Consider the following 17,735-nt stretch of genomic DNA (forward strand, 5'->3'; position numbering starts at 1 on the left):
AATTAAACGGTCACCATGAAAAACATATTAATCCCTACCGATTTCTCCGATAATGCCTGGAACGCTCTTTTATACGGAATTACATTCTTCAAAAAAACGCAATGTACCTTTCATATTGTGCACATCAACGCTATAAATACCAATTCTAGTGGAGAAGCTGCATTATATGTTTCACCAGATATTTTAGAAGAAACCATACTTGCAGAGCCTAAAGAAAAACTACAGCATCTATTAAAGAGAATTGAAAAACTTCCATTAAATGCAAAACATAATTTTAAAGTTCAGGCTATATATGGTTTTCTCATTAATGAACTAAAGACTTTGGTGATCAATAACAAAATCGATTTAATAATTATGGGCACAAAAGGTGCCACGGGACTTAAATCAGTATCCATAGGTAGTAACACCGGTAATGTTATTACCAAAGTTCCCTGTAATGTAATGGCTGTACCTGAAAATGCATGTTATGAAAATATTCAGGAAATTGGTTTCCCCTCAGACTTAAATATCGCTTATGATATCAAAGTCTTGGAAACGATAAAAGATATAATTCTTTTAAAAAGATCTGCCTTACGCTTACTTTATATTTCTGGCACAAATGAAGCGTTGAGCCAAAATCAAACTAAGGTCAAAAATTTCATATTAGATTATTTTAAGGATAATGTTTGTACCTATCATAATATCACAGGAAAAAGCATAGACGAATCAGTACAATGTTTTACCGAGAGCAGAAATCTTGATATGGTAATCATGGTGGCAAAAAATCTTAATTTTCTAGAACGAATTCTTTTTAGACCAACAGTTGAAAAAATTAGCTACCACACCAAAGCACCATTTCTGGTTATACATGAGTAACAAAGAAGGTTTTATAGCAAAAGTACTTTAACGATGTTCATTTATTGCCAATCTTATATCCTCAATGGGCATAACACCTGTATGCCTCCACATGGGTAAACCGTTCTTGAACAATACCAAGGTAGGTACACCCTTAATTTTATATTTTTTTACAATTGCCTTTTCTAGCTCTACGTCTATTTCAAGACTATTGATCGCTGTTGCCCCTTCTTCTACTATTTTCTCCACTGTTGACCTCATAAGTTTACAGGGCACACACCAAGATGCAAAAAAGTACACCAATGTGGGATTTTCCGAGGCTATGGTCTTTTTAAAAAGCTTTCTCATTACACACTACTTTTATACTATATAATAACCAATTAAATACTTTTCAATACTGACGAATATCATACTATGATCTAACTAATGAAGGTAACTTTATTCTATTAAATTATAGTATTATGACACGTATTTTACTACCTACAGATTTTTCCGAAAACGCATTGACCGCTATACGGTATGCCCTAACATTATACAAAGATCTTAAATGCACATTTTTCCTATTGAACAGTTACATGCCGCCGGTATATCATACAGAATATTTAATGGGGAGTCCGGCGCAAATTGGTCTTGGAGATATTGTGCAACAGAACTCACAGGATAATCTTGAAGCACTAAAAAATACACTAGAAAAGGAATTTAATAATCCCCTTCACACTTTTATCACCCATTCTGCCCTAAATGTACTTTCTAGCGAAATCACTAGAACCGTAGAGGCAGAAAAAATAGATATCATAGTCATGGGTACGCAAGGTGCTTCTGGAGCTAAGGAAATATTATTGGGGACCAATACCGTACATGTCATTAAAAATGCAAAATGCCCAGTTTTGGTCATCCCTTCGGGCTTTGAATATGAAGCTCCAGAACAGATACTGTTCCCAAATGATTTTGAGGTATGGCTAGACAAGAACAGTTTGGAACAACTACTAAAAATTACTCATTCTCATATCTCTCAGGTAAATGTTATACATGTTTACACAGGCGATGAATTAAATACGATACAAGAAAAAAATAAAGAACAACTTGCCAAGGTGTTATCCGAAAGTGGCTTTTTTCATGAAGTACCCAGTAATGAAGTTATAGCTGCCATCAATGAATTTCAGATCAAACAAAAAATAAATTTATTGGTAATGATACAGAACAAACACACCTTTTTTGAGCGTTTGTTCATTGAGCCTGTCATTAAGAAAATAGGCTTTCATGTAACCGTTCCATTCTTGGTAATTCCACAATAAAAGCTATGAAAATTAAAAATATACTTGTTGCAACGGATTTCTCCAATGAAGCGTATAATGCCCTTTTTTATGCAACACAGATTTTCGCCGAAAACCAATGTACTTTCTACCTGATCAATGCATATGATGACATTGTGGTCAGTGCCAAAAATACATTATTTACAGGTCAGAAAGTTTTAAAAAAGCTTGAAGCCAACTCTAATGAAAATCTAACTAAAACCGTTCATAAAATTGTTTTGGACACAGCTAACGATAAGCATTTATTCAAAACCATTTCACGCAAAGGAAGCCTGTCTACTTTAATTTCAAAAACATTGGTGGATTACAAAATTGACCTAATTGTTTTAGGCAATAAAGGAAAAACAGGAGCCAAGGAACTGTTTATGGGCAGTAATACCATACAGATCGCGAATACCATTACACAGTGCCCAATCTTGGCAATACCCAAAGAAATTTCATTTAAACCTATAAAGGAAATTGCCTTTGTGACCGATTATAAAAAAGGATGTACCAAAAGCACGCTATCTATGTTATTGAACATTGCAGCCATTGCAGACGCCTCGGTAGCGGTTCTTCATATCAATGAAGAAGAAATAATGTCTCCAAAACAAATCTCCAATAAGAAATTATTGGAGATTTGTTTGCTTCACATACCACATAGTTATGATGAAATCTGGAACTACGCAGACAAAGCCAATGTTATTCAAGATTTTATAGTTGAAAGAGAAATAAATATGCTGGCAATGTCTTATCACCGTAGAAGGTTTTTTGAACGTTTTTTACATGAACCTGTAATAATGGATTTAAGTATCTATGCTACAGTTCCGTTTTTGATACTACCTGTACAGGACTGACATATATCATAGTAAATCAAATGGTTAGCGCATATATTTATTGAACCATCTAAATCATTCCATAATGAACAAGCGTATTTTAATACCTACGGATTTTTCTAAAAATGCCCTTAATGCCATTAGGTACACCATTGATCTGTATGCAAAACTTAATTGTGACTTTTATTTTCTAAACGTGTTCAGTTTTGAAAAATATACGACCAATAGTCTAAATATACCTGAAGAAGGAAGTGCAGAATACCTACTAGCAAAACAGGAATCAGAAAAGAAATTTGATAAACTGATCAACACCCTTAGCTTACATGAAGAGAACTTTAAACACAATTATTTTACAGAATCTACTGCGAACTTTCTGTCAGAAGCCATTAAGCAAAACATAAAAGAGAAAGATATTGATTTGGTGGCAATGGGAACCAAAGGGGCTTCAGGCTCTAAAGGTGTCCTATTTGGCAGTAATACCGTTATGGCCATGGAGAAAATTAGAGAATGCCCTGTACTGGCTATACCTGAGCATGTTTCTTTCATGTCGCCTAAAGAGATTGTTTTTCCAACGGATTTTAAAGATGTCTATAAACGATCAGAGTTTAAATACCTTATAGAATTGGCTAATATGCACAATACCGAAATTATCGTATTGCATTTAGAAAACAATAAAGAACTTACAGAAACCCAATTAAGCAATAAACAATTATTATCATCTATTTTAAGTGAGACTAAACACCAATTTCATACCTTAAAAGAGAAGAATTTGGGCAAGGGTATACAGCTTTTTGTTGAAAGTAGAGAAAGTGATATGATCTCTTTCATTAACCGAAAACATTTCTTTTTTGGTAGTGTCTTTTCTAAACCATTGATTAAAGAAATTGGTTACGACAGCGATGTACCCATTTTAGCATTACACTAATACGTTTCTTTGGTATATACACTTACCAAGAAATGAAAATCATATAAGCATTTTAGACATTTTTAGTTGGTTAATGTCTAAAACCAAACCGTCAAAGAATTCTTTTCATTGGCGGTTTTTTATTCAAAAATATTTGTTGTAAGATTTAGAAATGCCAACGATGGAACTCTCATAATCCAAAACTAGAAGAAAGTATTGACCTATTTCTATAAAACAGTCTTATAAGCTGCTGTACTACAAAAATGAACTGACAATGGTCATTTTTACAACCTTGAATATAAAGTATCTTCGACAGAAATAAAACATACTCTGTCATGAAAAAGTTTATGGTTTTGTTCTCTTTAATGTTGATGGGCTGCTCATCTATCAGTTTAGTAGAAAATTGGAAAAATCCGGATATTGTACTTTTCAATGCCAATAAAGTACTTATAGTTGGCATGGCACAAGATAAAAATAACAGGGAAAGCTTTGAAACCAAACTACAGCATGAATTTTCTGAAAGAGGGGTTGAGGCATGGCGAAGTATTGATATTTTCGACTTATCACTTACAGATTCTCGTAAAACCGAAACCGAATTGGACAATGTAGAACAAAGCTTACTCGATAAGGATTTTGATGCTATTCTATTGACCAAAATCACAGGCTCTGAAAATCGTGAAAGCTTTGTAAAATCTATTTCTAGATGGGATGACCACCAATCTAGGTTCAATGACGATTACTTAGAACATCAAGGTATTTATTACGATGACAACTACTATGAAAAATTTACTGTTTACCATGCAGAGACTACCTTATATTGTATCTGCGAAGGAAAAGAAAGAGCCATGATTTGGCGTGGAATTATTGAAATAACAGAACCCGATAATATTGAAAAGGCAATAAAAGACTATGTAAAAATGGTTATTATAGCTATGGAAGACCAGGATTTGGTCTTTACTTCCCAAATAGAATAAATACTAATATATTAGAACAACGGACTAAGTACCCTGCCTATCCCTTCCTGTAATTTCTTGGTCCACTTTCTTTTTAAGTATTCTTCGTAAATCAATTCATTACTGATACTACAATCTTGTAAAAAATCATCTTTTAAAAGTTTGGCCATATGTTTGTGGTACATAATAGCATTGACCTCATAATTCTGTTCAAAACTACGGTCATCTAAATTTGCCGTTCCAATAGATGAAACCGCATCATCACTTACCATTATTTTACTATGTAAAAAACCATCTGGAAATAAATATATTTTTATACCAGCTTTCAAGAAAAGTTCAAAATAAGAATGTACAGACCAACTTACTACTTTATTGTCTGCATTCTCAGATACCAGTAGCCTAACATCTACCCCACTTAAAGCCGTGGTCTGCAAAGCTCGTATCAATGCCTGACCCGGTATTATATAGGGGTTGGTAATATACACATATTCTTTAGCCATATTAATAATGGTAAAATAGGTTTGCTCCAATGCCGGAAAATCATCATCTGGACCACCGGCAACAATTTGTACCAATTCATTAGTTATAAACTCAATAGAATCGTTCTGCTTTATTGGTATAGACTCTAACAATTGTGTACTGACCAAATACCAATCTGTCATAAATACTTGGTCCAATTGCGTTGCAGCAGCACCAATAAGTTTTAAATGCATATCATGCCACTTACCCAAACCAACCTGCCCTTTAAGGTATTTATCAGATATATTTATTCCTCCTGTAAATGCAATTTCACCATCGATTACTATAATTTTTCTGTGGTTTCTAAAGTTTAGGGAATAAAAATATCTATCGAACTTAAAAGGTAGAAAAGAATAAACTTCTACCCCTATTTTAATTAATTCTTTTAGATATTTCTTACTCAATGAGAAACTACCAATGCCATCATATATTAACCTTATTACAACACCTTCAGCTATTTTTTTCTCGAACAATTCTAACAACCTAGATGCTAGATCACCTTCTTCAAATATGTAATATTGAATATGAATTCGTTTGGTGGCGCATTCCAAAGCATGAAAAATAGTCTCAAAGGTTGTTTTACCGTCTTTTAAAATAGTTAGGTCATTACCCGTAGTAGGTGGAAAATGTGAATTCCTATAATTTAGCGCCATCAATTTTTTATACCTACCATTGAATTCATTCACATGCTGATGACTAGGTTTAGGTTGTTTGTTAAAAAGGTCTTTTTCCAGTTCAATAAGTTTATATCTTCTTCTGTTTCTGCCCAACAAGAGGTAAAGGAAAATTCCACCAATGGGTATAGCAAATATTGCAAGCAGCCACGCCAAACTTTTTGTTGGTTTTGCCCCGTAAAGTAAAATTGACAGCACAATAGAAAATGCCACAACTACGTAAATACCTATAAATATTGAAGTCCACATCGTTTATGCCATTTTACTAACCATCAAATCCCAGACTGCTATTAATGCGCAAAATAAGATTCAATTTTCAAAGAAAATATGATAAATATTAGTCTAACAATTTCTCGCTTTTCTTTTTTGTCCATTGCTATATAATTGAATATGATCAATATAACTTGTATGACCCCTCAAAAGTTATTGTGGATTATACACAAGGAGATAATATAATACGATACCTCATTCTGATAAAACTCCTAAAATTTCACATATGAAGCTATATGGAAATTGGAATGTACAGCAGGAAAGCCAAATAACAAAGTTCCTTTTTAAATTATACAAATAATTCTATTATATTCTTTATTTATAATTTCAGAATACAAATGCAGTTATTGACGACAATTAGATGTATCCTGAGAGCTTAACATATTATCTATTTTTGTAGCCCAATAACCTTAACGCATTGATAACTACAATTAGCGTAGAGCCCTCATGGATAGCCACGGCAATGCCAATATTAGCCCAACTCATTATAGTTGCAGGGATTAACAGTGCTACCACCCCCAAACTAACCCATAAATTTTGCTTAATAACCGACTTTGCTTTTCTACTCAAACCTATTGCAAAAGGAAGTGTTTCTAACTTATCTGCCATTAAGGCAATATCTGCCGTTTCTAAAGCTACATCACTACCTGCTGCACCCATGGCAATACCAACAGTACTGTTAGCCATGGCTGGAGCATCATTAACGCCGTCACCAATCATTGCGAGTTTATTTTCTTGCTGTGCAAGTTTTTTGATGGCCTCTACTTTTTCTTCTGGAAGTAGACTTCCAAGCGCTTCTGTTAACCCAATTTCCCTAGCTACGGCATCTGCCACTTTCTGATTATCACCGGTTAGCATTATCATTTTTTTAATACCAATTTCCTTTAACTGAGCAAGGGTTTCCTTGGCTTTTTCTCGAGGCGTGTCCATTAGCCCAAGCATACCTATAAATTCATCATCTCTTTTTATTAGCATAGTGGTCTTTCCTTCCCCTTCAAGTCTTCTTACCTTTTCCGAAACTTCGCTTGGAACACCATTATGAATATCTTCAAAAAGTTCTAAATTGCCTATGTAAATAGTATTTCCTTGATAGTTAGCTTTTATACCCTTTCCTTGAACGGCTTCCAAATCATCTGCATCCGGTATCTTAATGTCTTTACCAAGCTTTTTCGATCCATCCCTTACAACAGCCTTCGCCAAAGGATGATCACTCAATTCCTCTACGGCAACAGCTATTTCTAACAACTCTTTATGTCCAATATTTCCAAAACTTTCAATATCGGTAAGTTTTGGTTTTCCTTCCGTTAGGGTTCCAGTTTTATCAAAGGCTAAAGCGGTAAGTTCTCCTAAATCTTCCAATGGCCTGCCACCCTTTATCAAAACTCCGCCACGCGCGGCTCTGGCTACTCCACTTAATACAGCAGAAGGGGTAGAAATTGCAAGAGCACAAGGGCTTGCCGCTACTAATACTGCTAATGAACGGTAAAGACTTTCACTCCAAGTTTCGTCAATAAGCAAAAAAGCAAAGTTGAGCGCTATTACCAGTATGATTACTGCCGGCACATAATACCTCTCAAATTTATCAGTCAATAATTGTGTGGGCGATTTTTGATCCTGAGCCTCTTGAACCATTGTAACCAAACGATTTAATGTAGAGTCTTTAGCTTCTTTAATTACTTTTAATTCAAGCGTATTATTACCATTGATAGTTCCTGAAAACACACGGTTTTCATCAGGTATATCACTTTTTGAGGTGTACTCCTTCTCAGGATATTCAATGGGTAACTTATCTACTGGAACACTTTCTCCTGTAATTGGTGACTGGTCTACACTACTATTTCCTTTTACAATAACACCATCGGCAGATATTTTGCTATTGGGCCGTACCACGATAATATCACCAACCTTTAGTTCCTCAATACCCACTTCAACAGTGTCGCCAGCTTTCTTTAACAATGCTGTTTTAGGCGCCAGGTCAGTCAATGCCGCAATGGATTTTTTTGCCCTTCCCATAGCATAGTTTTCCAAAGCGTGACCCAGACTAAAAAGGAACAGCAACAGGGCACCTTCTGCCCATTCACCTAAATAGGCAGCTCCTGCGGCTGCGACAAGCATAAGGAAATCAATTTCAAATTCGCCCTTGGCAATTTTAGTAATGGCCTCTTTTAAGGTAAAATATCCTCCAAAAATGTAAGATAAAATATAGAGTACGAATGGAACACTCTCCGAAAGCTCAGAAAACTTTTCTATTAGAAATCCAGTTATTAAAGTTACTCCACTTAAAATGGCAAAATAAAGTTCAGTGTTCTTTCCTAAAATTCCGTCATGTTCGTGATCATGATTATCAGGATTCTCGTGATTATGTTCCCCTGTTGTTTCCGTAGTTATTTTTTTCATGCATCCTTATTTTTCATTTTGTCTGAAATAGCTTGTTTATATCCTCGGGAATATTCATTCGTTTTAATGGTGGAATATTGGCACCTCCTGTATTGCCAAGCGGCACATGATCAATAAATGATTTCCAACCACCAATAAATAATCTAATTATTTGACCAAATACTTCCTTACTGTTCCTTTGCTTTAATCCAAACTTTAGCATTAACCAATGTGAATAGGTATGTTCTATTGGATAAGATTGACCTATTATATGACTTCTTTCTAAATGATGCCATGCATTTGCATAATCTTTATTACCTAGAAATTCTTTATATAAACTAATTTCTTTATCATAAGCTATTTTTAAATGCCTTGTTATCTTATAATTAAATTTCATAATATTATTAATTAAAATATGTTCAGAAATTACATTACTGTCCACTACATTTATCGCAAATTCCTTTTACAACTAAATTTACATTCTCCGCATTAAAACCACTTGGTAAATTAATGTGTGGTATTTTATGTTCAGTTAGACAAATTGTATTATTACAAACATTACAGTGAAAATGTAAGTGTAAATCTTTTTCAACATCACAGTTACAGCCTACTACACAAATAGCATATTTAGTAATACCAGTACCATCATCAATTTGATGAACAATTCCATTTTCTTCGAATTTTTTTAGAGTTCTATATAAAGTTGTCCGGTCTGCCTTAACAAAAGCAGACTCCATATCACTCAACGTTACAGCAACATCCTTATTTACAAGGAACTTATAAATTAATATGCGCATTGCCGTTACCCGTATATCTTTTGACTCTAATAGTTTTATAATTGTTTTCATATTAAATAATTAGTGTCCATGCCCACCTTCTTCTTCTCCATTTTTTGCCTTTGCCAAAAGAGTAAAAGCATCATTTAATACAATGCTCATTTTGGAAATGTCTTTGGTTGTATCCCCAATTGTGATTGCTACAAAACCGTCTTCTTCATTGCCTTTGTTAATTTCAATCATCTCAAAATCATTCATTAATTGTTTACCTTCTTTTCGATTACTTAAAGATTTAAAAATATAATGATTGCCGTTGTACCTGACAATGGCTTCTTCCGGAACAGTATTTTGCTCTAAAGCTTCCACTTCAATATTTGCATTGATAAACATGCCAGGTAATAAGTTCTCATTCACTTCTTGTAAATGACCATGGATTGTTATTGATCTATCATCACGTACATTATTACCTATTAGAAACACTTTGGCTTCCATCCATTCATTAGGTGTATTTGCCAATCTAAACCGAATACGTTGTCCAATTCTAATAAGCGGTATATCATCTTCATAAACTTTAAGTTCTACATGCAAATCAGATGCGTCAGTAACATCCATCAAAACATCTTGTGGATTGAAATATTTTCCGGTATTGATATACACATCTCGAACAATACCATTAATTGGAGAATATACATTGATAACTGAAGAAATCTTACCTTCTTTTACGCTCGAAGGGCTTATCCCTATTAACCGTAACTTACTTTCTAAAGCTTGAACATTGGCCTTATTAGTCATATAATTGCTCTTAGCTCTTTGAAAAATTTTGTTGGATGTCACCTCGGCATCGTTCAATGTTTGTTGGCGTTCAAAATCCGCTTTGAAATATTCATCATTTGCTAATGCTTCTAAATAATTTCTTTGAAAATCAATGAATTCTGGGTTTTCCACGGTCGCAATTACTTGTCCTTTTTTTACTCTACTTCCTGGAAGCATTTCAGTATATTTTAAAAACCCACCATAAGGGACAGTTACAGAAATATTCCCTTGTGGTGGTACGTCTATCATACCGTTAACTGAAATTTCGTGACCTATTTTTCGTTTTTCAACTTTACCAACTATAACTTCAGTTTGTGCTAATTGTGCTTCTGTGAGCTCAACGATATTCTCATTTTTAACTTTATTGATTTTTTCAACAACCCCTGTTTTTTCTTTACATCCAATTGTGAATATCAGTGAACTGCACAGAATTATCTTATATATTATATTTTTCATGTTTTTTAATTATTAACTATCAGTTTTTCAATGTTTATCAATGTTTGATTATAGTGATTGATATAATCTAGATACTTGCTTTGTATAGCTAAAGCTCTGTTAATTCCTTGTATGTATTCTATATATTCAATGGCTCCTTCTTGGAATCCTCGCTGTGAGCTTTTCAATAACAACTCAGCTTGAGGTAATGCATTAAGTTGATAATAACTTAAATTACCTTGATCTTTCTTTAATGTTTCCAAGGCTGCTTCTAACTGTGATTTAGTATAATTTGTAACCGCTTCCAATTGTGTTTCGCTTTCCATTTTTTGGATTTTAGCAGCTTCAATCTTTGAGGTGTGCGATTTAAAAAATATAGGAAAACTTAACCCCAGTTGCACCCCCGTAAAACGGTCTGCTGCATCAAACACCATTGGCATACCATTTTCCGTATCTCCATTTCCAATAAAGGATTGATTAAAATAACCTAAGGTAATATCAGGTAGCATTCTTGCCGATTGTACTGTACGTTCTCTTTCTGCAACTTCCACTTTTGATTCATAAAATGCGACCAAAGGATTATTTGATACAGATAAACTATCATTTAATGCTTCTGAAAACAAGGATGAAACAATCTCTAATTTTCCAACATTAATATCGATAAGACTGTCCGATTGCATCAAATTCTGCAACCGTAATTGGTAGTTTTTGATTTCAGAGACGTTATTTTTTAAACCAATTTTTATATCTGCTACTTCTGCATTGGCAGTTGCTTGTTCTAAGGCATTACTTTCACCTGTTTTAAAACGCAGATTTGCTGCATACTGGAATTTTTCATAAATACTATCTTGTTGCTGTAATAAGCTATGCTTATTTTTTAGGTACCACAATTGATAATAGACGGATTTTATTTGAGCTATCAATTCGTTTTTCACGACCTCTTCATTAAGCTCAATCGATGTTATTTTGGCTTTTGATAATTTTTTCTGATTCCCATACAACGTTGGAAATGCAAAGGTTTGACTTATATTAAAACGCGTATCATTGTCTGCTATACTATTGGTTTGACCATATTCAACACCAAACTCCGTTTTTGGAATATCATAACTCGCTCCTTTCAAGGCTTGCTCTTTCTGTGTTTGCAATTTGGATATTCTAATATTTGGGTTGTTCTTTAGTGTCATTTCAATAACTGCATTAAGATTGTCAAACGTTTTCACATTTTGGGTTGTTTGCGCATTTAAAGAAACCACACTTGCAAAAAAGATAAAAAGCAGTGAAATCACCGTTTTATCAGTATTCAGTTTGATTGTTTTTTCTGAATAATAATAGAGAATGGGCAATACGATAAGTGTTAAAAAAGTGGCCGTAATTAAACCCCCAATTACTACTGTTGCCAAGGGACGTTGCACTTCAGCTCCAGAAGTCTGGGAAATTGCCATGGGCAAAAACCCTAAAGATGCTACAGCAGCTGTCATTATCACAGGGCGTAAGCGTGTTTTTGCACCTTGATAAATACGTTCAAAAATATCTGAAACGCCTTCCTTTTTAAGACGATTAAATTCCGCTATTAAAACAATTCCGTTCAATACGGCCACCCCAAACAAGGCAATAAACCCTACTCCAGCCGAAATACTAAATGGTAAACCACGCAGCCAAAGTGCAAAAACACCTCCAATAGCAGATAATGGAATAGCAGTGAAAATAAGAACACCTTGCTTAATAGAACCAAAAGTGAAATACAACAAAATAAAAATAAGCAATAACGCCATTGGTACAGCAATGGACAAACGTTGTCTTGCTTCAACCAAATTTTCAAATTGTCCACCATAGCTCACACTATAACCAGGTGCAAAATTAATCTGGCTCTCGATTTTTTTACTGATTTCATCTACAACACTTTCAACATCGCGATTTCGAACATTAAATGCTGTGATGATTCTTCTGCGAGTATCATCACGTTGTATTTGGTAGGGACCATCTATAATGGAAACTTTCGCAACTTGCTGCAACGGTATCTGTTGCCCCTTAGTACCATTGATGTATAAATTTTGGACATTGGAAAGAGAAGTTCTTTGGTCGCCTTCCAAGCGTACAACCAAATCAAATTGCTTTTCCCCTTCATAAACCAACCCAGATGATGCACCAGCAAACGCTGCTTGAATGGTATTATTCACAGATTTTATATCCAAACCATATTTTGCCAGTTGCGCTCGGTCATAATCAATTACTATTTGTGGTATGCCTGTAACTTCTTCAATGTAGACATCTACTGCGCCATCTACTGTACCAGCTATTTTACCAATTTGGTTGGCATAATAGGATAATTGGTCTAAATCTTCTCCATAAATTTTAACAGCTACATCTTGACGTACACCCGTCATCAACTCATTAAAACGCATTTGTATGGGTTGCTGAAAACCGAAAGTAACGCCTGGAATCACCTCTAAAGCTTCAGCCATTTTATTGGCCAACGCTTCTCTGTTTGAAGCTGATGTCCATTCCAATTTGTCTTTGAGAATAATCATTAAATCTGCCGCTTCAACAGGCATGGGGTCTGTTGGAATTTCACCCGAACCAATTTTAGAAACAACTTGTAAAACTTCAGGAAAATTATCCAATAATAATTTTTCTGCCTTTGTGGTTGCCTTTATCGTATTGTTTAATGAACTTCCGGTCATGACTCTGGTTTCAACCGCAAAATCGCCTTCTTCGAGCGTTGGTATAAACTCACCACCCAAACTCCTGAATACCATAAAAGCAATAACAAAAAGTGTAATAGTAATTCCAAGAACAATAATTCGAATTTGCATCGCCCCCTTTAGGATAGGTTGGTAAATACGGTATAAGAAACCCATTATCCTATCAGAAATATTTTTTTTGTGTACTGTGTTTTTACTTAACACCAATGCAGATACCATAGGAATGTAGGTCAAGGATAATATAAAAGCACCCAAAATGGCAAAACTTACGGTTTGCGCCATGGGGCCGAACATTTTTCCTTCGGTGCCAACCAATGCTAAAATTGGCAAGTACACAATAAGAATGATAATTTCTCCAAAAGCTGCCGAATTTCTAATTTTACTGGCAGATTCGTAGACCTCTTCATCCATTTCTTTCTGTGTAAGCTTTCTCGTAAGTTTTAGAGTCCCTAAATGGAACAAAGTGGCTTCTACAATAATAACAGCGCCATCTACAATCAACCCAAAATCTATGGCTCCAAGGCTCATTAGGTTTGCCGAAACACCAAAAAGGTGCATCATACTAAAGGCAAATAATAAAGCCAATGGTATAACGGATGCCGTTATCAATCCCGCGCGCCAATTCCCCAATAACAGCAACAAAATGAAAATTACAATGAGTGCACCTTCAACAAGGTTTGTGGTCACCGTTCCAATAGCACTATTCACCAATTTCGTCCTGTCTAAAAAAGGTTCAATAACAACACCATCTGGTAAGGTTTTACTTATAATTTCAATTTTATCTTTAACATCAGTTATGACTTGTGCAGAATTTGCTCCTTTCAACATCATTACAATGGCACTTACCACTTCACCTTCACCATTACGAGTTGTTGCACCATATCGAATGGCAGAGCCTATTTGCACTTTCGCAACATCATTAACCAGAATAGGGATTCCATTTTCTGTTTGTTTGATAAGAATATTTTCAATATCGCTAACAGAACCAACCAACCCTTCACTTCTAATAAATAACGCTTTATCATTTTTTTCGATGTAGGCACCTCCGGTATTTTGATTGTTATTTTCCAAGGCATAAAAAATTTCGGAAATAGAAACCTGCATTGCATTCAAACGTTCTGGACGAATGGCTATTTCATATTGTTTTAAATAGCCACCAAAACTACTTACATCAGCAACACCTTTGGTTCCTAAAAGTTGTCTTTTAATAACCCAGTCTTGGATGGTACGCAATTGAATGGCATCGTATTTATCTTCATAACCCGGTTTTGTAGTGACAACATATTGGTATATTTCACCCAGACCAGTTGTTAAAGGTGCAATACCCGGTTTGCCTATGCCTTCGGGTATTTGAGATTGTGCTTCTGCAAGACGTTCACTTACCTGCTGCCGAGCCCAGTACACATCAACATCTTCTTCAAAAACAATAGTGACAACCGACAAACCGAACCGAGAAAATGAACGAATTTCATCAATCTGTGGGATGGTTGCCATGGTAATTTCAATGGGGAAGGTTATTAAGCGTTCCACCTCTTGTGCGGCAAGGGTTGGCGAATTGGTAATAACTTGGACTTGATTATTGGTAATATCTGGCACAGCATCTACAGGAAGTTGATTTAAGGAATATATTCCTGTAATTATTAATGCCAATGTGAGTAGCCCTATAACCAATTTATGGGTTATAGAGTACCTAATAATTTTATTAAGCATATAAAAGTATTGTTAAATTTAAAATAAGGAAGTGGCTATATACTAGTTTATTATACAGCTGTAAATATTATTATCTGCATTTGCAGATTTTTATTAAATTCTGGGAGGTTGGAAAAGCGATTCCAGAAATCTTGAATTGAAATTTACTTTATATAAGCTAAATTGTTTTACTTCTTCAAACTTTAACCTATTTGTTGTAACTATATTTTCATTTGCAACAAATAGAACTAACGGATGACAACATTGATGATGTGAGTGCACTGGTATATCATCATTATCTTTATCATTATGATGCGTTTCGTTTTTCACATCATTATTCAAATAATCTTCCACTACATACTCAATGAACGAGTCTCCATAAATCTTATGCTCTTGAAAATGATATATAATGCTTGAAATTTCTTTGATTGGTCCACAAAAGTCCATATCTAAGCTAATTCCTTGAAAAAGGAATAAAAAGGACATAGATATAGAAAAAAGTGTTTTCATAATTTTTACAAAACTACAAATTGATTAATGCAACTGTTGTGCAAACATAAGAATCATCCGCAGACATTTTCCTTTTTCTGAATTGACGGGCATTTAACCTTTCCATAAGGACAATAAGCACAACAATACCCTTCCTTAGGCTTTAGCAATACTTAATAATTTTCACACTTATAGAAAAACTGGCATGTTGTTGTGGGCATTTTCCCTATTACTTTTTATTTATATCACTTCGTAGCATCAACAATAACATCTGCAATTTCCGGATAGACCCATTCTAATGTATTTCTATTGAAGATACCAAATTCACTGGCATTACCATTATCCCACCAAATGGGACAAATACCACGTTCTGCGCATAGGTTTGCATAATATTCGGCATGAGCCAAACGGTCACTCTCATTATTAGAAAAAGTAGACCCCCATTCACCCATAACCACTGCCCTACCTTCTCTTTCAAACTTAGCTTGAATTACATTAAATTCTTCGGTTAACTGCGCCTTATCTTCAGCTGTACCCCATGTTGGATCAGTTCCTGCAAGACTGAATAAATAAGGAGAATAGCTATGAATAGATACAATAATATTTTCATCATCATTGGGTATTACATAATCTTCTAGAACATTTTCACCGGTTCCAGCTGCATAGGTAGAAACCATAATTTTTCGAACAGCGTTATTACCTCCAGTTGCTCTAATTGCATCTACACTTACCTGATGATATTGGTTGACAACATCTCGCCCTTCTGCGGTACCACCTTCCCATTCTTCGGGAGATCCTTCATGACGGGGCTCATTCAATGTTTCAAGAATTACATAATCTCCATAAGGTTTGAATTTATTAGCTATCTGTGTCCATATTTTTATCAACCTATCTTTTACAGAAGGGGCATTCTCATAGGTAGGCACAATCCACTCATCATCATGATGAATATTTATGATGACGTACATATTATTACCTAGAGCAAAATTTGCAATTTCTTCTACGCTATTTAACCAATCTGGCTCTATCAAATAATCTGGTGCTGCACCGGTATGAAATCTCCAAGTAACCGGTAATCTTAATGTTTTAAATCCTTTTGCAGCGATCTCATCTATCATAGCCTGTGTGGTCAAAGGATTTCCCCACGCTGTTACGTCTACATCCTCAGTATCTAAAGTATTGCCTAAATTCCAACCAGAACCCATGTCCAACACAAATTCTTTTGGCGATATATCTCGCATAATTCCGTTGATGGATTCTTCTTGTACTATATTGTCTTCGGGTGTTTCAACGGTATCTGTAGTTTCAGCTGAGCTTTCTTTGACTTGACTTTCTGAAGAAGAGCACCCAATTAAAAAAGTAATGTTTAAAACAATAAAAAAGAAGATAGATTTTTTCATTAATGGCTACTTTTCTAGAAGTAAATGGATATAGATTTTACATAAACATAATTCGTTTACATAAAATGGAATATAAGCAATTAGGAAATAAAATGCTATTCACGCCAGATACACAATTATCAAAATCCATGTAACACAACGGATTTGTATAACCCGCATGAAACCTTGTTGCAAATAACAAAAGAAAAGCTATCGCTTTTTCATTTTTTGTTCCCAACCGCTTTCATAAATAGATATAAAGGATTTAGATAATCCTTATGAACCCTCGTTGCAAATAACAAAAGAAAAGCTATCGCTTTTTCATTTTTTGTTCCCAACCGCTTTCATAAATAGATATAAAGGATTTAGATAATCCTAATGAACCCTCGTTGCAAATAACAAAAGAAAAGCTATCGCTTTTTCATTTTTTGTTCCCAACCGCTTTCATAAATAGATATAAAGGATTTAGATAATCCTAATGAACCCTCGTTGCAAATAACAAAAGAAAAGCTATCGCTTTTTCATTTTTTGTTCCCAACCGCTTTCATAAATAGATATAAAGGATTTAGATAATCCTAATGAACCCTCGTTGCAAATAACAAAAGAAAAGCTATCGCTTTTTCATTTTTTGTTCCCAACCGCTTTCATAAGCTTTGCTTATGACGCTTTTGGAAACAAAAAATGAACTGCAAAACAGTTCATTTTCTTATTCAGTCGGGATGACAGGATTTGAACCTGCGACCACTCGACCCCCAGCCGAGTGCGCTACCGGACTGCGCTACATCCCGAAAATT

Annotated in this window: 14 protein-coding genes and 1 tRNA gene; 5 read left to right on the top strand and 10 right to left on the bottom strand. The window is 34.8% G+C overall.

Features of this window, described 5'->3' with window-relative positions:
- Positions 1 to 15 precede the first annotated feature (15 nt).
- On the top strand, positions 16 to 855 hold the full coding sequence (locus YQ22_RS01440; protein ID WP_071339789.1) for a universal stress protein: 840 nt from the start codon (positions 16 to 18) through the stop codon (positions 853 to 855).
- A gap of 27 nt (positions 856 to 882) precedes the next feature.
- Here YQ22_RS01440 and YQ22_RS01445 read toward each other — a convergent pair whose 3' ends face one another.
- Complete coding sequence (locus tag YQ22_RS01445) at positions 883 to 1,182, bottom strand: thioredoxin family protein (RefSeq protein WP_071339790.1); 300 nt, start codon at positions 1,180 to 1,182, stop codon at positions 883 to 885.
- A gap of 113 nt (positions 1,183 to 1,295) precedes the next feature.
- On the opposite strand from YQ22_RS01445, the gene YQ22_RS01450 reads away from it, so the two are divergent.
- From YQ22_RS01450 to YQ22_RS01465, 4 genes are all read left to right on the top strand, one after another.
- A complete protein-coding gene (locus YQ22_RS01450) occupies positions 1,296 to 2,129 on the top strand; it encodes a universal stress protein (RefSeq protein ID WP_071339791.1) in 834 nt (277 codons plus the stop codon).
- 5 nt (positions 2,130 to 2,134) lie between these two features.
- Entirely contained in the window at positions 2,135 to 2,983 is an 849-nt protein-coding gene (locus YQ22_RS01455; RefSeq protein ID WP_071339792.1) for a universal stress protein, read from the top strand.
- A gap of 64 nt (positions 2,984 to 3,047) precedes the next feature.
- Positions 3,048 to 3,887: a universal stress protein gene (locus YQ22_RS01460; protein WP_071339793.1), complete on the top strand. Its 840-nt coding sequence runs from the start codon at positions 3,048 to 3,050 to the stop codon at positions 3,885 to 3,887.
- Positions 3,888 to 4,201: 314 nt separating this feature from the next.
- Positions 4,202 to 4,840, top strand: a complete 639-nt coding sequence (locus YQ22_RS01465) for a hypothetical protein (RefSeq protein ID WP_058105531.1) — start codon at positions 4,202 to 4,204, stop codon at positions 4,838 to 4,840.
- Between the two features lie 11 nt (positions 4,841 to 4,851).
- On the opposite strand, the gene cls is transcribed toward YQ22_RS01465, so the two are convergent.
- The 9 genes from cls to YQ22_RS01510 all read right to left on the bottom strand — a co-directional run bounded on the left by cls (position 4,852) and on the right by YQ22_RS01510 (position 17,729).
- Positions 4,852 to 6,261, bottom strand: coding sequence for a cardiolipin synthase (cls, locus tag YQ22_RS01470; protein WP_071339794.1), 1,410 nt, complete (start codon positions 6,259 to 6,261; stop codon positions 4,852 to 4,854).
- Between the two features lie 405 nt (positions 6,262 to 6,666).
- The gene (locus YQ22_RS01475) at positions 6,667 to 8,679 is read right to left on the bottom strand and encodes a heavy metal translocating P-type ATPase (protein ID WP_071339795.1); all 2,013 of its coding nucleotides are present in this window, start codon (positions 8,677 to 8,679) and stop codon (positions 6,667 to 6,669) included.
- Between the two features lie 13 nt (positions 8,680 to 8,692).
- The gene (locus YQ22_RS01480; protein ID WP_071342455.1) at positions 8,693 to 9,055 is read right to left on the bottom strand and encodes a DUF3703 domain-containing protein; all 363 of its coding nucleotides are present in this window, start codon (positions 9,053 to 9,055) and stop codon (positions 8,693 to 8,695) included.
- 34 nt (positions 9,056 to 9,089) lie between these two features.
- Complete coding sequence (locus tag YQ22_RS01485) at positions 9,090 to 9,506, bottom strand: Fur family transcriptional regulator (protein ID WP_058105528.1); 417 nt, start codon at positions 9,504 to 9,506, stop codon at positions 9,090 to 9,092.
- A gap of 9 nt (positions 9,507 to 9,515) precedes the next feature.
- Positions 9,516 to 10,703 (bottom strand): efflux RND transporter periplasmic adaptor subunit, encoded by a 1,188-nt coding sequence (locus tag YQ22_RS01490; protein WP_071339796.1) that lies wholly within the window; start codon positions 10,701 to 10,703, stop codon positions 9,516 to 9,518.
- A 5-nt stretch (positions 10,704 to 10,708) separates the two neighbouring features.
- Positions 10,709 to 15,094 carry a CusA/CzcA family heavy metal efflux RND transporter gene (locus tag YQ22_RS01495; RefSeq protein WP_071339797.1) on the bottom strand — a complete coding sequence of 1,462 codons (4,386 nt, stop codon included), beginning with the start codon at positions 15,092 to 15,094 and terminating at the stop codon, positions 10,709 to 10,711.
- Between the two features lie 93 nt (positions 15,095 to 15,187).
- Positions 15,188 to 15,583, bottom strand: coding sequence for a hypothetical protein (locus tag YQ22_RS01500; RefSeq protein WP_232231266.1), 396 nt, complete (start codon positions 15,581 to 15,583; stop codon positions 15,188 to 15,190).
- 224 nt (positions 15,584 to 15,807) lie between these two features.
- Entirely contained in the window at positions 15,808 to 16,962 is a 1,155-nt protein-coding gene (locus YQ22_RS01505; protein WP_071339798.1) for a glycoside hydrolase family 5 protein, read from the bottom strand.
- A 693-nt stretch (positions 16,963 to 17,655) separates the two neighbouring features.
- Positions 17,656 to 17,729, bottom strand: a tRNA-Pro gene (locus YQ22_RS01510).
- Positions 17,730 to 17,735 lie beyond the last annotated feature (6 nt).

It is taken from the genome of Maribacter sp. 1_2014MBL_MicDiv, assembly GCF_001865655.1.
Classification (GTDB): Bacteria; Bacteroidota; Bacteroidia; order Flavobacteriales; family Flavobacteriaceae; genus Maribacter; species Maribacter dokdonensis.